Origin of the sequence: Allobosea sp. 2RAB26 (assembly GCF_052115465.1) — a bacterium.
GTDB lineage: Bacteria > Pseudomonadota > Alphaproteobacteria > Rhizobiales > Beijerinckiaceae > Allobosea.
On the sequence record NZ_JBFRGS010000015.1, the window covers coordinates 80,789 to 98,098 of the forward strand.

The following is a 17,310-nucleotide window of genomic DNA, read 5'->3' on the forward strand; positions in this document are numbered from 1 at the left end:
CTTTGCGCCACGTATGGAAGCCCCGCCTCTCCAGGCGGGGCTTTTCGACGGTCATTGGGCGAACCCGGCTTCACTGACGCCGTGCGAGTGATCTCCACGCCCGGGTGGGCCGGGCGCACGGGCTGCGGCGGATGTCAGGCCCCGATCGCCGCTACCATGTCACGCGCAGCCCGACATTGCCGCCGAAGCCGCGGCTACGGTTCGAATCGGCATTCGTCAGATAGCTCGCCTTGGCGTAGAGGCTGATGGCTTGCGTGACCTGCGCGGTGACGCCGCCGCCGATTTCGAATGCGGTCGCGCCGCGTTGTGTCGTGACGAGGTTGGTGTCGAACAGCGTCTTGTCGTTGCCGCCGAAGCTGCGCCAGAGATTGGCGGTGAGATAGGGTCTGATCTCGGTCGTGCCCCAGAGCAGGCTGCCGCGCAGTCGCGCGCCGATCCTGCCCGTCAGCGCGTCGCTGCTGTCCTGGCTGATCGCGGAAAACAGATCCCGGGTCTGATCGAACGATGTGCGTTGCCAGATGAGCTGGCCCTGCGGCTCCAGGATAAGGCCGCCGCCAAGCGCGATCGGGTAGCCCGCCTCGACCGAGCCGGTGAAGACCGTGCCATCGGCGTCCGACCGGATGCCGCGGTCGGAACGGGGCGTGCCATTGAGCCAGCTGTTCATCAAGACGGTGTCGAGATACCAGCCGGCCGGCCCGACATGGGTCCAATAGGCGCCAAGGCTGTAGGAATCGAGCCCGAGCTTGCCGGTGGAGGCGCGCAATTGCCCAAGGGCGAAGCCGCGGACATCACCCTCGGCCCGTCCATAGCCGAAGAAGGCGCCGAAACGGTCGCGATGGCCGCTTAGCCAGTCGACACCGTAGAGATCGAGGCCGGTCTGCAGGCCGATGATGCTGCCCTTGAACTCCGGACTGACATCGCCCGAGAAGCGCTGCTCGCGATGCTGGCCGAAGACGCGTCCCCAGCCGGCAGAGGCGATGCCTGTTCCCAGAAGCAGGTCCTGGTCGCCCTGGCGCTCGTGGAAGGTGCCGAGCGTACCAAGCGCCAGCATGCGCGCGGTCGCGGGCGTGATCGCGTTGGTCGCGACTTCCGGACGATAGAGCGCAACCACCGGCCCGTCCGGGCTTGCAATCGTCGGCGCGCCCAGCGACGGCGCCAGGATGGCATTCTCGGCGCCTGCAGCCAGTTGTGGCTGCGGCACCACGGTTGTCGGTGGGGGCAGGGTGGAGCGGAGATACCAATTCTGCTCGGTGCCGGCCGCGATGCCGCCGCGATAGAGCGCGTATTCGAAGGCGCCGGCCGCAATCGGCCCGGCCTGGCTGAAGGCTCCAGCTGCGGTCGTCGCGCCGTTCAGGGTGTCGACCACCTTGATGCCGCTGCCGAATGTCAGGGCGCCGGTTCCGCCGAGGTTGAGGATCGTGATCCCGGTCTGCCCGCTCGCCGAGCCGCCGGAGATGATCAGCTGGTCCGATGGCGAGGCGCTATCGCCGAGCACCGTCTGCAACCGCATCCGCGCATTCTGGCCGGCATAATTGCCGATGATGGTGAGGCTGTCGCTCGCGGCGGCCGGGCCGTTGGTCAGATCGAACGTGCCGGCATTGGCGACCGTCACCAACTGGCCCGGCGTGAAGGGCGCGATCGCATGCACACCATTCCCGGCGAAGACGGTGCTGGTCGCATCGATCGACAGCGTGCCCGTCCCGGTTCCCGCATCGCCGAGGGTCAGCGCGCTCGCGAAAGTCAGCTGCGAGTTGTTGGTGAGCTCGAACAGCTCCCAGTTGATGAAACGCGCGACGCCGGTGGCGCTCGTATTGTTCCAGGTCAGCCGATCGACGCCGGGCCCGCCATCGATGATGGCCGTCGAGACGATATTCGCAGCCGTCAGGCCGGTGAAGACGGCCACGTCGTTGCCCGCGCCGAGCCGGAAGCCGGATTCGAGCACGCCGCCGCCGGTCCAGTTCACCGTGTCGGTTCCGGTTCCGCTGAGCAGGAAACCGCCGACGCTGCCCCCCGTGATCGTGAAGACGTTGTTGCCATTACCGAAATTGACGAAGCCGCCGATGCGCCCGCCGGACAGGTTGAGCGTGTCGTTGTTCTGGGCAGCCAGCACGTTGGTGACGACCAGCCCGCCAGACATGGTCAGCACATTGTTGGCGAGCGTCATGTCCATGGAGCCGATCTGGCCGCCGGTGACCGTGACGAAGTCGCCTTCGTTCAGCCCACCGGTGATGACGCCGCCGGACACCGTCGCGAAATCGAGTTCGCCGCCCTGGTTGACGTTGCCGTTGATCGTGCCGCCGGTCATCACGAAGCGGTCGACGCCGTCGCCGAGGCCGCTGCCCTGGTCGACAGTGCCGTTCACCACGCCGCCGCGCATGATGAAGGTATCGGCGCCGTTGCCCTGGCTGACATTGCCGTTGATGATGCCGGAATTGTCGATGACGAGCGGCGCGTTCCCCGTGCTCACGATAGTGCCGTTGATCGTGCCGGTCGCGAGGTTGTTGAGGGTGTTGAGGCCGTTGCCGGCAAAGGTGATTGCGGGGCCGGTTCCGCCGTTGATCTGCGCGGCCGCGCCGCGGACGCCATTGTTGATGGTGATGGTCTGAGCCGGGCTGGAGGCGCCGGTGCCGGCAGCGATGCCGTTGGTCGTTCCGCGAATGATCCCGCTATTGTCGATCACCAATGCGCGCGTCGAAGCGCCGGCGGCAAAATTCTGGTTCACGCCTGTGCCTGCGCCGCCTCCCGTCGCAGTCCCGGCAATCGTCGCACCGGCGGCATTGACGATCTGGATAGTGGAGGCCGCATTGCCCTGCAGGAAGGACATGCCGAGCGCATTGCCGGCTCCGGCGTTCGTCGCGGAGATGATGCCGAGATTATTGAATATGCTCGTGCCGGCCCCGGTCCCGGACAGGAAGGTCACGCCCGTGAACGTTGTGACGGCGTTTCCGGTCGAGACAATCGAGCCATTATTGCTGAGCAGGTTTCCGGCCGTGTTCAGCCCGAAGGTGACGGCCTGACCGGTCGCCGGCGCCTGCTGGACGGTTGCGCCCGGCGCGACCGTGATGGTGACGGGGGTGTTGGCCGGCGCCGCAAAACCATCGGCGTCCGTACCCGAGCAGGTCACGATCGCCCCGGCTCCGGGCGGATCGGGTGCGCACTGTGCCTGCGCGGGCAGGGACGCGAAGAACCCGATGAGACCGGAGGCAAGGGCGGAAACAGGGCCGTGAGCGGAATGTCGCCTTGCCCCGGTCGCTCGAAGCCATCGCCCCATATGCACGCCCCGCTTGTAGCCGAGTCAGGGCATGATGAAGCCGGTTGAGCATCTAGTCGACCGGAAAAGCGACTGAGGAGCCGCCCGGTCCCCGTATCCTGTCAATACCTGCCAGGCGGAAGCTCCGGGTTCCTTCCGTTCAAAATGTCTGCTCTCAACCATTCCGGGCACAACCGAAGGGCCCCCGACTGCCGCCGCCGGTCGCAGACCTATTCGCCGAGCAGAAGCACACGCCAGAACCGGTCCGTGGCAAACGCCGGCCGTCATGAACGACAGGACCGCCAGCATCCGGTGTCCTTCGGCGAGCGGCGAGGCCCATGGCACGCCCGTGAGCCAGATGAGGCCGGCAAAGCTGGCGCTGAAGCTCGCTGCGAAAAACAGCGCGTAGAGCAGCAGGGGCCCAAGAATGCGCTTGAGGATCATGCGTCCTAAAGTCCTAGGAACCGCGCCCCGATCGATTGGTGCAGTTCATGAAAGCCATATGCGCGGGCGTGCGCCGGGGTGCTGCGTTCCATTTGATCTTGCCCGGGCGATGCGGATCGGCAGTTATCGAGCCACCATTGTTGAGAGCACAGCTGCAGGCGCGCATATTCTTGACGCCCCTGCATTCCGGCCTCGTGCCGCCCGACTGCGCTGACGCAGCCGAGGCCAAACCCAGCATGCCAAACAGCACGCTGCTCACGACCAAGCTCATCTTCACGGCAATCTCTCCCCAGCCTGACGTAGCGTTCCATGCCGTGCTGCGGCTGTCCATGGGGCAGCGCCTCCTAGTTGAGCCCTTGGTCCCTCGTCCCACGCTCGCCACAAGGGGATAGGGGCGGCTACCCGCTTCCATGCCTCCGTCGTCCCGCGATCTGCGACAGGCTTGATCGCGTTCGTCCCGGCGGATACGGCAATGCGTCCGGCCGGGAAGAGCAGTCGGACGCTCCTCGGCAGTGTTGACCCGTGATCGGCAAAATGTGGAACGAATGATGAGCTTCAACATTCTGGTATTCGGGGACAGCCTTACCTGGGGTTCGGACCACCAGCGGGGCGGACGGCATGCCTTTCAGGATCGATGGCCGAATGTGCTCGCAGCCGGGCTAGGGGGCGCCGCGACCGTCGTGACTGAGGGGCTGGGCGGACGAACAACCTGCTTCGACGATCATATGTCGCCGTCGGACCGGAATGGCGCGCGGATCCTGCCGACGCTGCTCGGCAGCCATTATCCGCTCGATCTGCTCATCATCATGCTGGGCGCCAACGATCTCAAGCCGCATATCTGCGGGCGGGCCGCGGGCGCTGCAGCGGGAATCGACCGGCTGATCGAGATCGCGCAGAGCTTTCCCTATGGCTGGGATGCAGCGGCGCCCAAGGTCCTGGTGGTATCGCCGCCGATCTTCGCTGCGTCGCGCGCGGCGGACGGGTTGCCCGCCGGCGGGCGCGACATTGCCGAGTCGCAACGCCTGGCAGCGGAATATGAAGCGGTCGCCCGACGCCGCGGCTGCAGCTTCTTCAACGCCGCATCGGTCGCGAAGGCTTCGGTCATCGACGGTGTTCATCTGGACGCCGAAAACACCTGCAATATCGGGCTGGCGCTCGTGCCTGTCGTCGCCTCGATCATCGAAGCGTCGAGTTAGATCATCGGACCGGAAATCATGTCCGGTCCGATGATCTAACCCTTCGTGTTTGCATCGGCCTTACCCCGAAAACCGCAACCCACTTTTCGGGCCGATGTTTCAGATTCACGTCAGCGTTCATCATCGCCATGCCGTCCCTTGATGACATGGTTCTCGATCAGTGCCGACAGCAACGCCTCGTCCTTCACTGCCAGGGCGGCGACGATCGCATGATGCTCCTTGTCGCTGCGGACCAGCGCCTCATGGGACGTCCACAAGGTCAGCGGCTCGGCGCGCGATCGTTCGCGAAGCGCCCAGATCGCCTCTTCGAGAACTGTATTGCCGGAGACGCGGAAGAACTTGCGATGGAAATCGCGGTTCGTGCGACTGCGATCGAGATAACCGCCGAGTTTCACCGCCTCTGAAAATATATCGGCGAGTTTCCAGAGTTCTTCGAGGTCGGAGGAGGTGGCGTTCTGGATGATCAGGGGCGCTGCGCCGCGCTCCAGGATCGCCCTGACGGTGCGGATTTCATTCAGGGTGGTGTCGTCGACGATGGCGACCCTGTAGCCGCGATTGCGCACATGCTGGATCGTCTTGCGCACGACCAACTCATCCAGGGCCGCGCGGACGTCGGAACGGCCGACCTCGAATTTCTCCTCGAGATCGATCTGCCGCAGCCATTCCCCAGGCCGTAGCTCGCCCGCTTCGATCGCTTCGACAATCTTTGCAGCCAGTGGTCGCTTCATCCTGTCGGTCCGAAATGCTGATGGCACGCTGGAATAGCCCTTGCGGGGCCAAAATCAATCTGCAATAAAATTGGTACCAATTTTGGTGTGACGTGGGGATGGGTCATGGACCAAGAGCGTGTTGGAGAACGGGGCAGGCTCCACGTGTTCGAACTCGGGGTGACGCCGACCGCGGCCAGCAGTGCCGATCCGCGCTTCTGCTATTGCCTCTACGTTCCCAGCAGCGTCGAAAGCCGGCCCGAAAGCGTAGAACTCGTCGTGGCGATGCATGGCACCGGGCGCAGCTTCACGGAGTATCGCGACGCCTTCTCCGCGTTCGGCCGCTGGAACAATTGCATCGTGCTAGCGCCGCTCTTCCCGATCGGGCCGCTCGGCGACGGCAATCGCGACGGCTTCAAATACATGCGCGAGGGTTCGATCCGCTGTGACCATGCATTGCTCGCAGTGGTCGATGAAGTCGTGCAGCGCTACGGCCTGTCCTGCGACCGCTTCGGCCTGTTCGGCTATTCCGGTGGCGGCCACTTCGCACATCGCTTCCTGATGCTGCAGCCGAATCGGCTATGGGCGGTCGCTATCGGCGCGCCAGGTTCCGTGACGCTGCTCGATCCGACGCGCGACTGGTGGGTCGGCACCCGCAATGTCGCGGAACTCTTTGGCGCGCCGGTCGATTTCGATGCCATGCGGCAGGTCCCGGTCCAGATGATCGTCGGCGACGCGGATCTGGAGACATGGGAGATCACCCATAAGCCGGGCGGTCCCCATTGGATGCTGGATGCCAATCATGCCGGCGCAACCCGCCCGGAACGGCTCGCCTTGTTGCGCAAATCCTTCGAGGCCCACGAGATCAATGTTCGGTTCGATCTCGTGCCAAACATGGCCCATGACGGGCTGAAGGCCGTCAGCCGCGTCGAAGAGTTCTTCGCCACCATTCTTGCCAGGCGCCGCGCCGAAGCGGTGAAGGCTGCCTGAATACCATTGTTGCTCGACGAAAAAGAGAAAGAAGGGGATTCTCATGAACCGCTTGCTCACCTCGGCCTGCTTGTTACCTCTCCTCTCATCCCCCGGAATTGCGCAGACCATTACCGCCGCGCTCAGCCAGGACATTCGCAGCTCGAACCCTGGAGTAAACCGGGACGGCAACACCGATATCGTCATGCTGCATGTCGTCGAGGGTCTCGTCGGCTACTCGCAGGGAGGAATCCCCGGCCCACTCCTTGCGGAGAAGGTCGACGTCTCACCAGATGGCAAGGTTTATACCTTTACGCTCCGCAAGGGCGTGCGTTTCCACAACGGGGCGGAACTGACCTCCGCCGACGTGCTCTGGAGCTGGAACCGCTACATGGATCCAAAGACGGAGTGGCGTTGCCTTGCCGATTTCGACGGTCGCAACGGCACCAAGGTTGTGTCAGCCGAGGCTCCGAGCCCCGATACCTTCGTGCTGACGATCGACCGGCTGGACGCGATGTTCCTCGACACCATGTCCCGCCCGGACTGCGGCGGAACCGGCATTGTGCACAAGAGCTCGGTGAAGGCCGACGGCTCCTGGGACAAGCCGATCGGAACCGGACCGTTCAGCTTTGGCGAATGGAAGCGCGGGCAATCCGTCCAGCTCCTGGCCTTTGACGGCTATGCATCGCCGAAGGGCGACAAGCGTGACGGCTTCCTGGGCGCGAAGAAGGCGCTGGTGAAGGAGGTCAGGATCCTCGCCATTCCCGATGGCGCCACCGTGAAGGCCGGACTGCAGTCGGGCGCGATCGATATTTCCTCGGTCCCCGAGAGTGAAGTGTCAGAGGTCCGCAAGAATCCAAATCTCGACATCAAGACCGGGACAAACCCGGTCAGGCATGGGTTCATTCTTCAAACGCGCGACCCGCTGTTGAGTAACGTAAAAATTCGGCAGGCCCTGGCCATTTCCATCGACTATGAAGAGCTGGTCGGCACCGTCACCAGCGGCTTGGGCAAGGTCAATAATTCGCCGGTCTACGACACCTCGCAGTATTTCGGCCAGGTCGAGAAAAAAGGATTTTCATACGATCCCGCGAAAGCTCGGGCCCTGCTGAAGGAGGCTGGGTACAAGGGCGAGAAGATCTCGATCATCGCCAACAAGCGCGCGACGGTGCCGAGCTTCAATTCGGCGGTGATTGCCCAGCAGATGTGGCGGTCGGTCGGCCTCAATGTCGATATCGACGTGTTGGACTGGGCGACCCAACTCGATCGCTACAACAAGGGCAATCAGATGATGGCGTCGATCACCTATTCGCCCCGCTTCGATCCGGCGTTGGGATTCGAGCAGATATCGGGCCCGAAGGACAAGCAGCCGCGCAAGGTCTGGGAAAACCCGAAGGCCCTCGCGCTGATCGAGAAGGCGAGCCAGACGACCGATGCTGCGGTCCGCCAACCGATCTTCGACGAATTGCATGCGATGCTGCTCGAGGATGTGCCGGTGATCTTCACGCATAACGACATCGACTGCCTTGCGCATAACAAGCGCATCACGGGGCTCGCGCCCTGGGCATCGAACCTCATCCTGTGGGGCGTGGCCAAGAACTGACCGAACAGGCCGCGCGCGCCAACGCCGCCGGCTGTCAATCAGCCACTATCGACGCCGCGGCCCCCAAGGTCGCGGCAGCGCTGACGCACCCTGGCGTCGCAACGCACTCCTCTTCCCTGGCGCAGTGAAACGATGCGAGATTTCGAACAATCCGGACGGTCCCTGGCCGCAGCAAGGTCCGGGATGGCGGCGACTTCCCATCCGGCGGCAACGCTCACGGCGATCGACATCCTCCGGCAAGGCGGCAACGCCGTCGATGCGGCCGTTGGCGCTGTCGCCGTGCAAGGCGTTGTCGAACCCGGTTCGACGGGCATCGGCGGCGATTGCTTCGCGCTGCTGTCCAAGGGAGGCTCCGCCGACATCATCGCCTATAACGGTGCCGGCCGCGCGCCGGCCGCCGCGACGATCGACAGCCTGAACCAGCTCGGCGTTGAGCGTATCGACGGCCAGTCCGTGCATTCTGTCACGGTACCAGGTGCGGTCGAGGCTTGGGGCCGGCTCGTCGCAGACCATGGCAGGCTGGACCTCGGCGCAGTGCTGCAGCCGGCGATCGCGCTGGCGCGGGACGGCTACGCAATCACGCCGCGCGTCGCCTATGATCTGCGCCATGCCGTCGAACGGCTGAGGGCCAACCAGGCTGCGAGTGAGATTTTTCTCGCTGAGGGCCGGGCTCTGGAATTCGGGCAGCTCCATTCCCAGCCGAGGCTTGCCGCGACGCTCGAGGCGATCGGGCGGAACGGTCCCGAAGCCTTCTACAGGGGCAGGATCGCAGAAGCGATGCTGGAGACCCTGCGGGAACACGGCGGCTTGCACAGCCTGGAGGACTTCGCCTCTGCGCAGGGCGAATACGTCACGCCGATTTCGAGCAGCTTTCGCGGTCGGCAGGTCCATGAATGTCCACCGAACGGACAGGGCGTGATCGCGCTGCTGATCATGAACGTCCTCTCGCGCTTCACGCTGAAGGGCGACCCGCTCGGGATCGACAATCTGCATGTCGAGATCGAGGCCGCGCGCCTTGCCTATGCCGCCCGCAACCGCTTTCTCGGTGACACGCCGAACGCGGGCGCCGCCACCGTGGCCCATCTTCTCTCCGACCGGTTTGCCGACGAACTTGCGGCCAGGATCGACCCGAAGGGGGGTGCGCTCAACCTGCCGAGCTTCGAAGACGTGGTCCACAAGGACACCGTCTATGTCTGCGTCGTGGATAAGGACCGCAATGCGGTCAGCCTGATCAACTCGCTCTTCTCGGGATACGGCAGCGGCATCGCCTGCGGGACGAGCGGCGTGCTCTTCCACAACAGGGGGCAGAGCTTTTCGCTTGAGCCGGGGCACCCCAATGCCATCGCAGCGGGCAAGCGGCCGATGCACACGATCATCCCAGCCATGGTGTCCGAGTGCGGCCGCGTGACGATGCCATTCGGCGTCATGGGCGGTCACTACCAGGCGATGGGCCATGCCTATTTCCTGTCGCGTCTCTTCGACCATGGCCTGGACATGCAGAGCGCCATGGCGCTCCCGCGCCTGTTTGCCTTGCCGGGCACGCGCATCGTCGAGGCCGAGCGGGCCCTGCTCGCGCGCCACGGCGCAGAGCTGGAACGCCGCGGCTTCGAGGTGAGGGCGGCCGCGAGGCCGATCGGTGGCGCCCAGGCGATCCAGATCGACTGGGCTAAAGGTTCGCTGATCGGCGCCTCCGATCCCCGCAAGGATGGCTGTGCGCTGGGATGGTAGCCAATGGGCGGGACTAAGCGGCTGTAGCAATCCGTTAAAATAACTTCTTCAGAAGAAAAAACACTTACGGCGAGGTTGGGATCATGCTGACAGCGATCTCCAGATGGCGCCTCATCAGTACGGCGGCCAGTTCCGCATCTCCTGCCTCCAGCCTCGACAGGATCTCCATGTGCTCGCTGTGGTTGGCCCGCACGCGGTCAAAGCCGTGTTTCCAGTTATAGATCGAGAAACGCCGCAGCCGGTTCTGGCGTCGCATGGCCTCGAGGAAGAAGCGGTTGCCGGAGGCCTCGGCCAGGCCCTCGTGGAATGCCGCGTTCATCTCGAAGAAGGCGACGCTGGAGGATTCGCTCCAGGGCAGGGACAGGCTTTCATCGTGCTGGCGCCGCATCTCTTCGGCAAAGCCGGGCAGGAGCGCAAATCCAGGCTCGAGAAGCGCGGCCGGCTCGATGATCAGCCTGAACCGGTAGCTCTCCCGGCGTAGTTCTGCGCTCCAGCGCGTCAGGAACCGCCAGCCATAGCCCGGTTTGCGCTCCACCATCTTCAGATCGGCAAGCAGGTCGAGCGCCCTGCGGACCGTGGGGCGCACGGCATCGTAGCGCTGCATCAGCTCCGTTTCCGAGATGTCGTCGCCAAGCCTGCCATTGTCCCGGTCGGCGGCGATACGCACCAGCAGGTCGTCATCGCCGGAGCGTTCGCCGGGTGCGGTCGCTTCCGCCGGCAAGGCGGCAAGCAGCTCGACGCCGCGCTGCGGCCGCCGGATGACGAGCCCGCGCGTGGCCAGCAGATCAAGCGCGGCGCGCACCGGCGAGCGGGAGACGTTCAGGCGCTCGGACAGGGTCTTCTCGTTCAGGCGGTCGCCCGGAGCGACGCCGTCGGCGCGGGCGAGATCCATGATGCGCCCGGCGAGCTCTTCCTGGAGGCGCGTGGGCTGGCGGCTGGTTTCATTGTTCATAATGGTCATTGTATCACAAAAAACATTCTGATACGTCTCGTCAAGGCTGCGGCGGGCCCGGGCAGCCCTTGAAGGGGAGAGCTTAGCAACAATGCCGTTTTCCTCGCACTGCCCGCCGAGTGAAATCGCCAGCCCGTCGCGGCAGCGCGGCCGCCCATGCGGCGGGGGCACGCGGGATCGCAGCGGGCAGGGCGCTGGCCACCCGGCGATCCGGATGCCAGCCATTGGCGTCGCAGGGCGCCTGATCCGCGCGCTGAGCATTCTGGCCAGGCCGCGCATCGCGGTCTGTTCGCCGGAAACGAGGATCGAAGTGCCGCGCGCAACCGTCGGATTCCCGAGTGAGACGGCACGATCGGCGGCCTTGAATCGATCATGCCCATGGGCCGCGGAGCGATGGCCCCGTGGAGCTGAAGCCAACTCAAGAAACGAGGGGAGCAAGATGAGACTGCCCACGCTGCTGGTACTGTCCTCCGGCCTCCTGGCCGGCATCGCGAATGCCCAGGAGGCGCAGCCGCTCCGCCTTCGCCTCAACGCCGATATCCGTTCGCTCGATCCGGGCGTCAATCGCGATGCCAATACCGACGCGGTCCAGAACCATCTCTTCGAAGGGCTGGTCGCCTTCAGGGAGGATGCGAGCGTCGGTCCGCTCCTGGCGAAATCGATCAGCGTCTCCGAGGACGGCAGGACCTATACCTTCGTGCTGCGGGACGATCTCCACTTCAGCAATGGCGAGCCGGTCGGCAGCGACGACGTGCTGTTCGCCTGGAAGCGCTACACCGATCCCGCCACCGGATGGCGCTGCCTCTCCGAGGTCGATGGGCGCGGCGCCGTGAAGGTGACGGATGTCGTCGCCAAGGACGCCAGAACCGTCACATTCACGCTTGCAAAACCCTCCGCGCTCTTCCTCGGGACCCTGGCCCGTCCCGATTGCGGCGGCACCGGCATCTACCACAGGAGCTCGCTCGGCCCCGATGGCAAATGGCTTGCGCCCGTCACGACGGCACCCTTCAAGCTCGGCGAATGGCGGCGCGGCCAGTTCATCGATCTGGTCCGCAACGACAGATATTCCGCCTTGCCGGGGGCGCGGGACGGCCTCACCGGCAACAAGTCCACCACGCTCCAAAAGCTGCGCTTCGCCATCATCCCGGATGAGTCGACGGCGAAGGCAGCCCTGCTGGCGGGCAATATCGACGTCAATTTCGATGTCCAGAACGCCGATCTGGCCGAGTACAAGGCCAATAAGGACGTCACCCTGGACTCGGCATCGGTGATGAATGTCAACGACATCCTGATCCAGACCAAGGATCCGCTGCTGTCCGATGTCCGCATCCGACGCGCCTTGCAGCTCGCCCTCGACCTGCCCGTCCTGGTCGACCAGGTCAGCGAGGGAACGGCCAAGCCCAACAACTCACCGATCCCGCCGGCGAGCGCCTATCACCGGAAGCTCCAAGCGCAGCCGATCGCGCGCGATCTCGCCACCGCCAGGAAACTTCTGGCGGAGGCGGGCTACAAGGGGCAGCCGATCAGGATGATCACCAACAGGCGCTACCAGAGCATGTTCGACCAGGCGGTGATCGCGCAGGCCATGGCCAGGGAGGCCGGAATCACGATCGATCTCGACGTGCTGGAATGGGGCGCGCAGCAGGACCGCTATCTCGCGGGGTCCTATCAATTGATGTCGCACGGCTTTTCCGCGCGGCTCGACCCGTCGCTGTCCTTCGAGATGTTCACCGGTTCCAAGGCGGAGCAGCCCCGCAAGGCCTGGGACAACCCCGAGGCGCAAAAGCTCCTTGCTCAAAGCATGGAGGTCGCCGACCCGGCGCAGCGTCAGGCGATCATCGACGGGCTCGAGGTGATGTTTCGCGAGGATGTTCCGATGATCGTGCTCTACTCGGAGGTCCGGACCAGCGCTGCCCGCTCCTATGTCTCTGGGTACAGGAGCTGGGCCATGGGGCAACCGCGAGCCTGGGGTGTCTCCATCGCCAGGTAGCCCATGCCGGGCACCGCCATGATGGCCGACAGGCTGGCGCCGGTGCCGAAGCTCATCCCCAAACTCTCTCGTCAGGCGCGGATGCCGGGCGCACCGCCCCTGACGCTCTTTCCGCTGAACAGGATTGGACCATGACTTTGACACGACTGCCGCGGGCGACGCCTTCATCGCGCGATGTCGACGCTGCCGGGATCACGCGCTTTCTCGACGCTGTGCAGCTCGCCGGCCTCGAACTGCACAGCTTCATGGTCTTCAAGGACGATGCCGTCGTTGCCGAGGCTTTCTGGAAGCCGTTCGGTCCCGACCGCCCGCATATGCAGCATTCCGCCACGAAGAGCTGGACGGCCGTCGCGGTCGGCTTCGTCCATGCCGATGGGCTGCTCGACCTCGACGACAAGGTCGTCGATTTCTTCCCCGAGCATCTGCCGGCCGAAATCAGCCCGAACCTCGCAGCGATGACGGTCAAGGACCTGCTGACCATGCGCACGGGCCACCGCACCGGCCTCTCCGGCGGCGAATGGCGCTACCTCACCGGAAGCTGGATCGAGGCGTTTCTGAACGAGCCGGTCGTCGAACGCCCCGGCACGCGCTTCGTCTACAGCAGCGGCTCCAGCTACATGCTGTCGGCCATCGTCACGAAGCTGACCGGGCAGACCGTCAGCGACTATCTGGAACCGCGCCTGTTCCGCCCGCTCGGCATGGGGGAGATCAGCTGGGATGTCTCGCCGGAAGGCATCAGCACCGGCGGGAACGGGCTGAGCTGCTCCGCCGAGGACATGATGAAGTTCTCCGTCCTGCATCTCCAGGACGGCATGTGGAACGGCCAGCAGGTGATCCCGGCCGATTGGGTCCGGGCGACACGGCATAATCATGTCGGCGAATTCGAGATGATGTCGTTCGACGGCAAGCGCTATCGCCCGGCCGATCCCGCTGGCGTGCCCGATATCCGCCCGGGCTATGGCTACCAGTGGTGGATGACGCCCCATGGCGGCACCCGCGCCGCCGGCGTCTTCGGGCAATATTACATCCTGTTGCCCGAGCAACGCGCCGCGATCACGATCACCGCGGCCCTTCCGCTGAGCGAGAAGCGGCTTCTGAGCACGGTCTGGGCGGAGCTGTTCCCGGCCCTGACGCAGCCGGGCTCCGCGGCAGCCGACGCGGCCCTTTCGTCACGCCTGGCGACGCTGGCGATGCCGGTCGAGGCGGGAGCGCTGCAGAGCCCTCGCGCGTCCGAGATCAGCGGCCGCACCATTCGCTTCGCGCCGAATGCCAACCACGTATCGGAAGCGTCGCTGAGCTTCGCGGCAGGGCACTGCGAATTCCGTCTCGTCGACCACCGCGGCACGCACAAGATCACGCTCGGCCTCGGGCATGGCATCGAAGGCCAGACGACGATGAGCGGGCAGGACCTGCATCACGCCTACCAGCCGGACCTCATGCGGGTGATCGCAAGCGGCGTCTGGCGCGACGAGGCGACCTTCGTCATGACGTGGCGCTATGTCGAGACCGTGTTCTGCGACACCGTCATCCTCCGCATCGAGGGCGACACGGTCGAGCTCGACCGCAGCGTCAACGTCAATGCCGGCCTGACGAAGCACCCGACGTTGAACGGTGCGCTGTCGCGGGCAGCAGCCTGAGACGAGCCCCCGGGGGCACCACCCGGGGGCGGATCGCGCGGCGATGAACACAACCCCACAGGTTCACGATGAAAATCCTCGTTCTTCCCGGTGACGGCATCGGACCCGAGATCACCACCGCCACCCTTGCGGTACTCGACGTTGCCGATGCGGCGCTGGCGCTCGGGCTCGATATCGAGACCCGCGAGATCGGCCTCGCCAGCCTGAGGGCGCACGGCACGACCTTGCCGCAGGACGTCATGACCCGGATTCCCGAGGTCGACGGTGTCATCCTCGGCCCGGTTTCGCATTACGAATATCCGGCCCGCGACAAGGGCGGCATCAATCCGTCCGCCGAGCTGCGCGTCGTCTTCGAGCTCTTCGCCAATCTGCGCCCCTGCCGGTCGCGCGCGGGCCTGAGCATTCTGCGCAAGCCGATGGACCTGGTCATCGTGCGCGAGAACACCGAGGGATTTTACTCCGACCGCAACATGTTCGCCGGCGGCGGCGAGTTCATGCCCGATCCCGACATGGCGTTGTCCATCCGCAAGATCACGGCGAGATCCTCGGCCCGCATCGCGCGCGCCGCCTTCGAGCTGGCGCGTGGCCGGCGCCGCAAGGTCACCGCCGTCCACAAGGCCAATGTGGTCAAGCTGTCGGATGGCCTGTTCCTGCGCGAGGTCCGCAAGGTCGCGGAGGATTTTCCGGATGTGGAGCTGGAGGAACTGATCGTCGACGCGACGGCCGCGTTGCTCATCCGCTCGCCGGATCGCTTCGACGTGATCGTGACGACCAACATGTTCGGAGACATCCTCTCCGACGAGGCGTCCGAGCTGTCCGGCAGCCTCGGTCTCGGCGGCTCGATCAATACCGGCCATGACATCTGCGTCGCGCAGGCCCAGCACGGATCCGCGCCCGATATCGCAGGCCAAAACCTGGCGAACCCGACCTCCCTCATTCTCTCGGCTGCGATGCTGCTGGACTGGCGAGGCCGGCGCGACGCCAATGCCAAGCTGATCGCGGCCGCGGGCGCGATCGAACGCGCCGTTGATGTCGTCCTCGACGATCCAGCGACGCGCACCCGCGATATCGGCGGCACATTGGGCACGGACGCCTTCGCGGAGGCTGTGACCGCGGAATTGCGCCGGCAACTTTCGGGACGTGTCGCGGCCTGAAGCCGAACGCCGCTTGGATCGGGCCCGTCCGATCCTGAACCCAATTCATCAGGTGAGATCGCATGTCGACTAATCCGGATACGGCTCGCGCCAGGCCCGCCGTTCTTCGTCCGTCCGAGATCCCGGCGCGCCAGCGCGGCGGTGGGGCCAAAACGATTCCGCTCGTCACGCGTCGCACGGGCTCGACCAGCTTCATCAATGGCATCACCATCTTCGAGCCGGGGGCTGCGATCCCGCTGCACAGCCACAATTGCGAAGAGAGCGTCATGCTGCTGGAAGGCGAGGCCATCGCCGAAATCGACGGTGCCGAGTACCCGATCACGGCAGGCGACATCACCTTCATCCCCGCCAATCTGCCGCATCGGTTTCGCAACGTCTCGGCGACCGAGGGCATGAAGATCCTCTGGATCTATGCCTCGATCGACGCCACGCGAACGCTGGTCGAGACCGGCGATACGCGCTCGATCGACGATGAGCACCTGGCGCCCGTGGCAACCTGAGCAGGGAGCGTACCCAGCCGGCTGAAGGTGATCGGGACTGAGCCCTGAACCGAAGGGAGGGGGGCTGCCCCGGTCTTGGCAGAGGTTCCTGGAGGGCAATCGCTTATGTTGCGGCGATTGGAGATGCGGCTCAATCTTCGCGCAGATGTGTCCCGCAAACAACGGAGGCTCAACTTTACGTTTGCCAGGTGTCGTGTGGTCTAGCGTCCCAGACTGAACTCTGTTCCACTGTCTGCAGGCGGTCTGGACTTCAGACGGAGCGTCTCATGTCTGCACGGCGCGATGGCTGCGGGCGATTGGCACTGAGGTTCGCGCTCGCCATCTCAATCGGCTTGGCGAGCTCTTTCGCGGTCGCGCAGGAGGAACCTGGGAAAAGCACGGCCGATCTGGCCAAGGCGGCGCAGAACCCCGTTGCCGACATGATCAGCCTGCCCTTCCAGAACAACTTCAACTTCAATGTCGGGCCGCATAAGCAGATGCAGAACGTGCTCAACATCCAGCCCGTGGTCCCGATCACGCTGAACAAGGACTGGAACCTGATCACGCGCTGGATCACGCCGGTGATCGCGCAACCGGCCCTGACGGTGAATGGCGACCGCGAGTTCGGCCTCGGCGACATCAATCCGAGTTTCTTCTTCTCGCCGAAGCAGCCGACGCACGGCATCATCTGGGGCATCGGCCCGACCTTCGTATTCCCGACCGGCACCGACAAGACCCTGACCGCCGGCAAGTACTCGGCGGGTCCGGCTTTCGTCGCCCTGGCCATCGAAGGCCCCTGGGTCGTCGGCGTTCTCGTCAACAATGTCTGGTCCTTCGCGGGCAAGAGCAACCGCAGCGCGGTCAACGCGATGACGCTGCAGCCCTTCGTGAACTACAATTTCCACGGCGGCTGGTACCTGACCTCGTCCCCGATCATCACCGCCGACTGGGAAGCCGGCCATGGCGACCGCTGGACGGTGCCGATCGGAGGCGGCTTCGGACGCGTCTTCAAGATCGGCCATCAGCCCGTCAATGCCCAGCTCGCAGCCTATTACAATGTCGCAAAGCCCAGCGGCGCCGCCGATTGGCAGCTCAGGGCCCAGCTCCAGTTCCTGTTCCCGAAATAGCCCGGCGCCAGAAAGCCACCTCGCGCCTCCCGCCGCCGCCGGTTCGCCGGCGGAGCAGTGAGCTTCGCCCCGCT

13 protein-coding genes are annotated in these 17,310 nt (G+C 64.8%); 9 read left to right on the forward strand and 4 right to left on the reverse strand.

Going from position 1 to position 17,310, the window contains the following annotated elements; all coding sequences use genetic code 11:
- Positions 1-151: 151 nt before the first annotated feature.
- Positions 152-3,124, reverse strand: coding sequence for an autotransporter family protein (locus AB4118_RS25070; protein ID WP_441492288.1), 2,973 nt, complete (start codon positions 3,122-3,124; stop codon positions 152-154).
- A gap of 583 nt (positions 3,125-3,707) precedes the next feature.
- Positions 3,708-4,025: a hypothetical protein gene (locus AB4118_RS25075; protein WP_441492289.1), complete on the reverse strand. Its 318-nt coding sequence runs from the start codon at positions 4,023-4,025 to the stop codon at positions 3,708-3,710.
- A 217-nt stretch (positions 4,026-4,242) separates the two neighbouring features.
- On the opposite strand from AB4118_RS25075, the gene AB4118_RS25080 reads away from it, so the two are divergent.
- Positions 4,243-4,890, forward strand: coding sequence for an SGNH/GDSL hydrolase family protein (locus tag AB4118_RS25080; RefSeq protein WP_441492290.1), 648 nt, complete (start codon positions 4,243-4,245; stop codon positions 4,888-4,890).
- Between the two features lie 110 nt (positions 4,891-5,000).
- On the opposite strand, the gene AB4118_RS25085 is transcribed toward AB4118_RS25080, so the two are convergent.
- Positions 5,001-5,618, reverse strand: coding sequence for a GntR family transcriptional regulator (locus AB4118_RS25085; protein ID WP_441492291.1), 618 nt, complete (start codon positions 5,616-5,618; stop codon positions 5,001-5,003).
- 105 nt (positions 5,619-5,723) lie between these two features.
- Here AB4118_RS25085 and AB4118_RS25090 point away from each other — a divergent pair, with 105 nt between their 5' ends.
- The 3 genes from AB4118_RS25090 (at position 5,724) to AB4118_RS25100 (ending at position 9,897) form a co-directional block, all read left to right on the forward strand.
- Positions 5,724-6,587, forward strand: coding sequence for an alpha/beta hydrolase family protein (locus tag AB4118_RS25090; protein WP_441492292.1), 864 nt, complete (start codon positions 5,724-5,726; stop codon positions 6,585-6,587).
- Positions 6,588-6,630: 43 nt separating this feature from the next.
- Entirely contained in the window at positions 6,631-8,169 is a 1,539-nt protein-coding gene (locus tag AB4118_RS25095; protein ID WP_441492293.1) for an ABC transporter substrate-binding protein, read from the forward strand.
- A 132-nt stretch (positions 8,170-8,301) separates the two neighbouring features.
- Positions 8,302-9,897 (forward strand): gamma-glutamyltransferase family protein, encoded by a 1,596-nt coding sequence (locus AB4118_RS25100; RefSeq protein WP_441492294.1) that lies wholly within the window; start codon positions 8,302-8,304, stop codon positions 9,895-9,897.
- A gap of 64 nt (positions 9,898-9,961) precedes the next feature.
- On the opposite strand, the gene AB4118_RS25105 is transcribed toward AB4118_RS25100, so the two are convergent.
- Positions 9,962-10,849: a GntR family transcriptional regulator gene (locus AB4118_RS25105; RefSeq protein ID WP_441492295.1), complete on the reverse strand. Its 888-nt coding sequence runs from the start codon at positions 10,847-10,849 to the stop codon at positions 9,962-9,964.
- A 439-nt stretch (positions 10,850-11,288) separates the two neighbouring features.
- On the opposite strand from AB4118_RS25105, the gene AB4118_RS25110 reads away from it, so the two are divergent.
- The 5 genes from AB4118_RS25110 (at position 11,289) to AB4118_RS25130 (ending at position 17,236) form a co-directional block, all read left to right on the forward strand.
- Positions 11,289-12,839, forward strand: a complete 1,551-nt coding sequence (locus AB4118_RS25110; protein WP_441492296.1) for an ABC transporter substrate-binding protein — start codon at positions 11,289-11,291, stop codon at positions 12,837-12,839.
- A 131-nt stretch (positions 12,840-12,970) separates the two neighbouring features.
- Positions 12,971-14,476, forward strand: coding sequence for a serine hydrolase domain-containing protein (locus AB4118_RS25115; RefSeq protein ID WP_441492297.1), 1,506 nt, complete (start codon positions 12,971-12,973; stop codon positions 14,474-14,476).
- 68 nt (positions 14,477-14,544) lie between these two features.
- Positions 14,545-15,630 (forward strand): isocitrate/isopropylmalate dehydrogenase family protein, encoded by a 1,086-nt coding sequence (locus AB4118_RS25120; RefSeq protein ID WP_441492298.1) that lies wholly within the window; start codon positions 14,545-14,547, stop codon positions 15,628-15,630.
- Positions 15,631-15,692: 62 nt separating this feature from the next.
- A complete protein-coding gene (locus AB4118_RS25125; protein ID WP_441492299.1) occupies positions 15,693-16,130 on the forward strand; it encodes a cupin domain-containing protein in 438 nt (145 codons plus the stop codon).
- Between the two features lie 266 nt (positions 16,131-16,396).
- Entirely contained in the window at positions 16,397-17,236 is an 840-nt protein-coding gene (locus AB4118_RS25130; RefSeq protein ID WP_441492300.1) for a hypothetical protein, read from the forward strand.
- Positions 17,237-17,310: the final 74 nt, after the last annotated feature.

Bases quoted from the DNA above. Each gene is read 5' to 3' on its own strand.
- AB4118_RS25075 (WP_441492289.1), bottom strand. From the start codon at position 4,025: ATGGACAGCCGCAGCACGGCATGGAACGCTACGTCAGGCTGGGGAGAG.
- AB4118_RS25080 (WP_441492290.1), top strand. From the start codon at position 4,243: ATGAGCTTCAACATTCTGGTATTCGGGGACAGCCTTACCTGGGGTTCG.
- AB4118_RS25085 (WP_441492291.1), bottom strand. From the start codon at position 5,618: ATGAAGCGACCACTGGCTGCAAAGATTGTCGAAGCGATCGAAGCGGGC.
- AB4118_RS25090 (WP_441492292.1), top strand. From the start codon at position 5,724: ATGGACCAAGAGCGTGTTGGAGAACGGGGCAGGCTCCACGTGTTCGAA.
- AB4118_RS25095 (WP_441492293.1), top strand. From the start codon at position 6,631: ATGAACCGCTTGCTCACCTCGGCCTGCTTGTTACCTCTCCTCTCATCC.
- AB4118_RS25100 (WP_441492294.1), top strand. From the start codon at position 8,302: ATGCGAGATTTCGAACAATCCGGACGGTCCCTGGCCGCAGCAAGGTCC.
- AB4118_RS25105 (WP_441492295.1), bottom strand. From the start codon at position 10,849: ATGAACAATGAAACCAGCCGCCAGCCCACGCGCCTCCAGGAAGAGCTC.
- AB4118_RS25110 (WP_441492296.1), top strand. From the start codon at position 11,289: ATGAGACTGCCCACGCTGCTGGTACTGTCCTCCGGCCTCCTGGCCGGC.
- AB4118_RS25115 (WP_441492297.1), top strand. From the start codon at position 12,971: ATGACTTTGACACGACTGCCGCGGGCGACGCCTTCATCGCGCGATGTC.
- AB4118_RS25120 (WP_441492298.1), top strand. From the start codon at position 14,545: ATGAAAATCCTCGTTCTTCCCGGTGACGGCATCGGACCCGAGATCACC.
- AB4118_RS25125 (WP_441492299.1), top strand. From the start codon at position 15,693: ATGTCGACTAATCCGGATACGGCTCGCGCCAGGCCCGCCGTTCTTCGT.
- AB4118_RS25130 (WP_441492300.1), top strand. From the start codon at position 16,397: ATGTCTGCACGGCGCGATGGCTGCGGGCGATTGGCACTGAGGTTCGCG.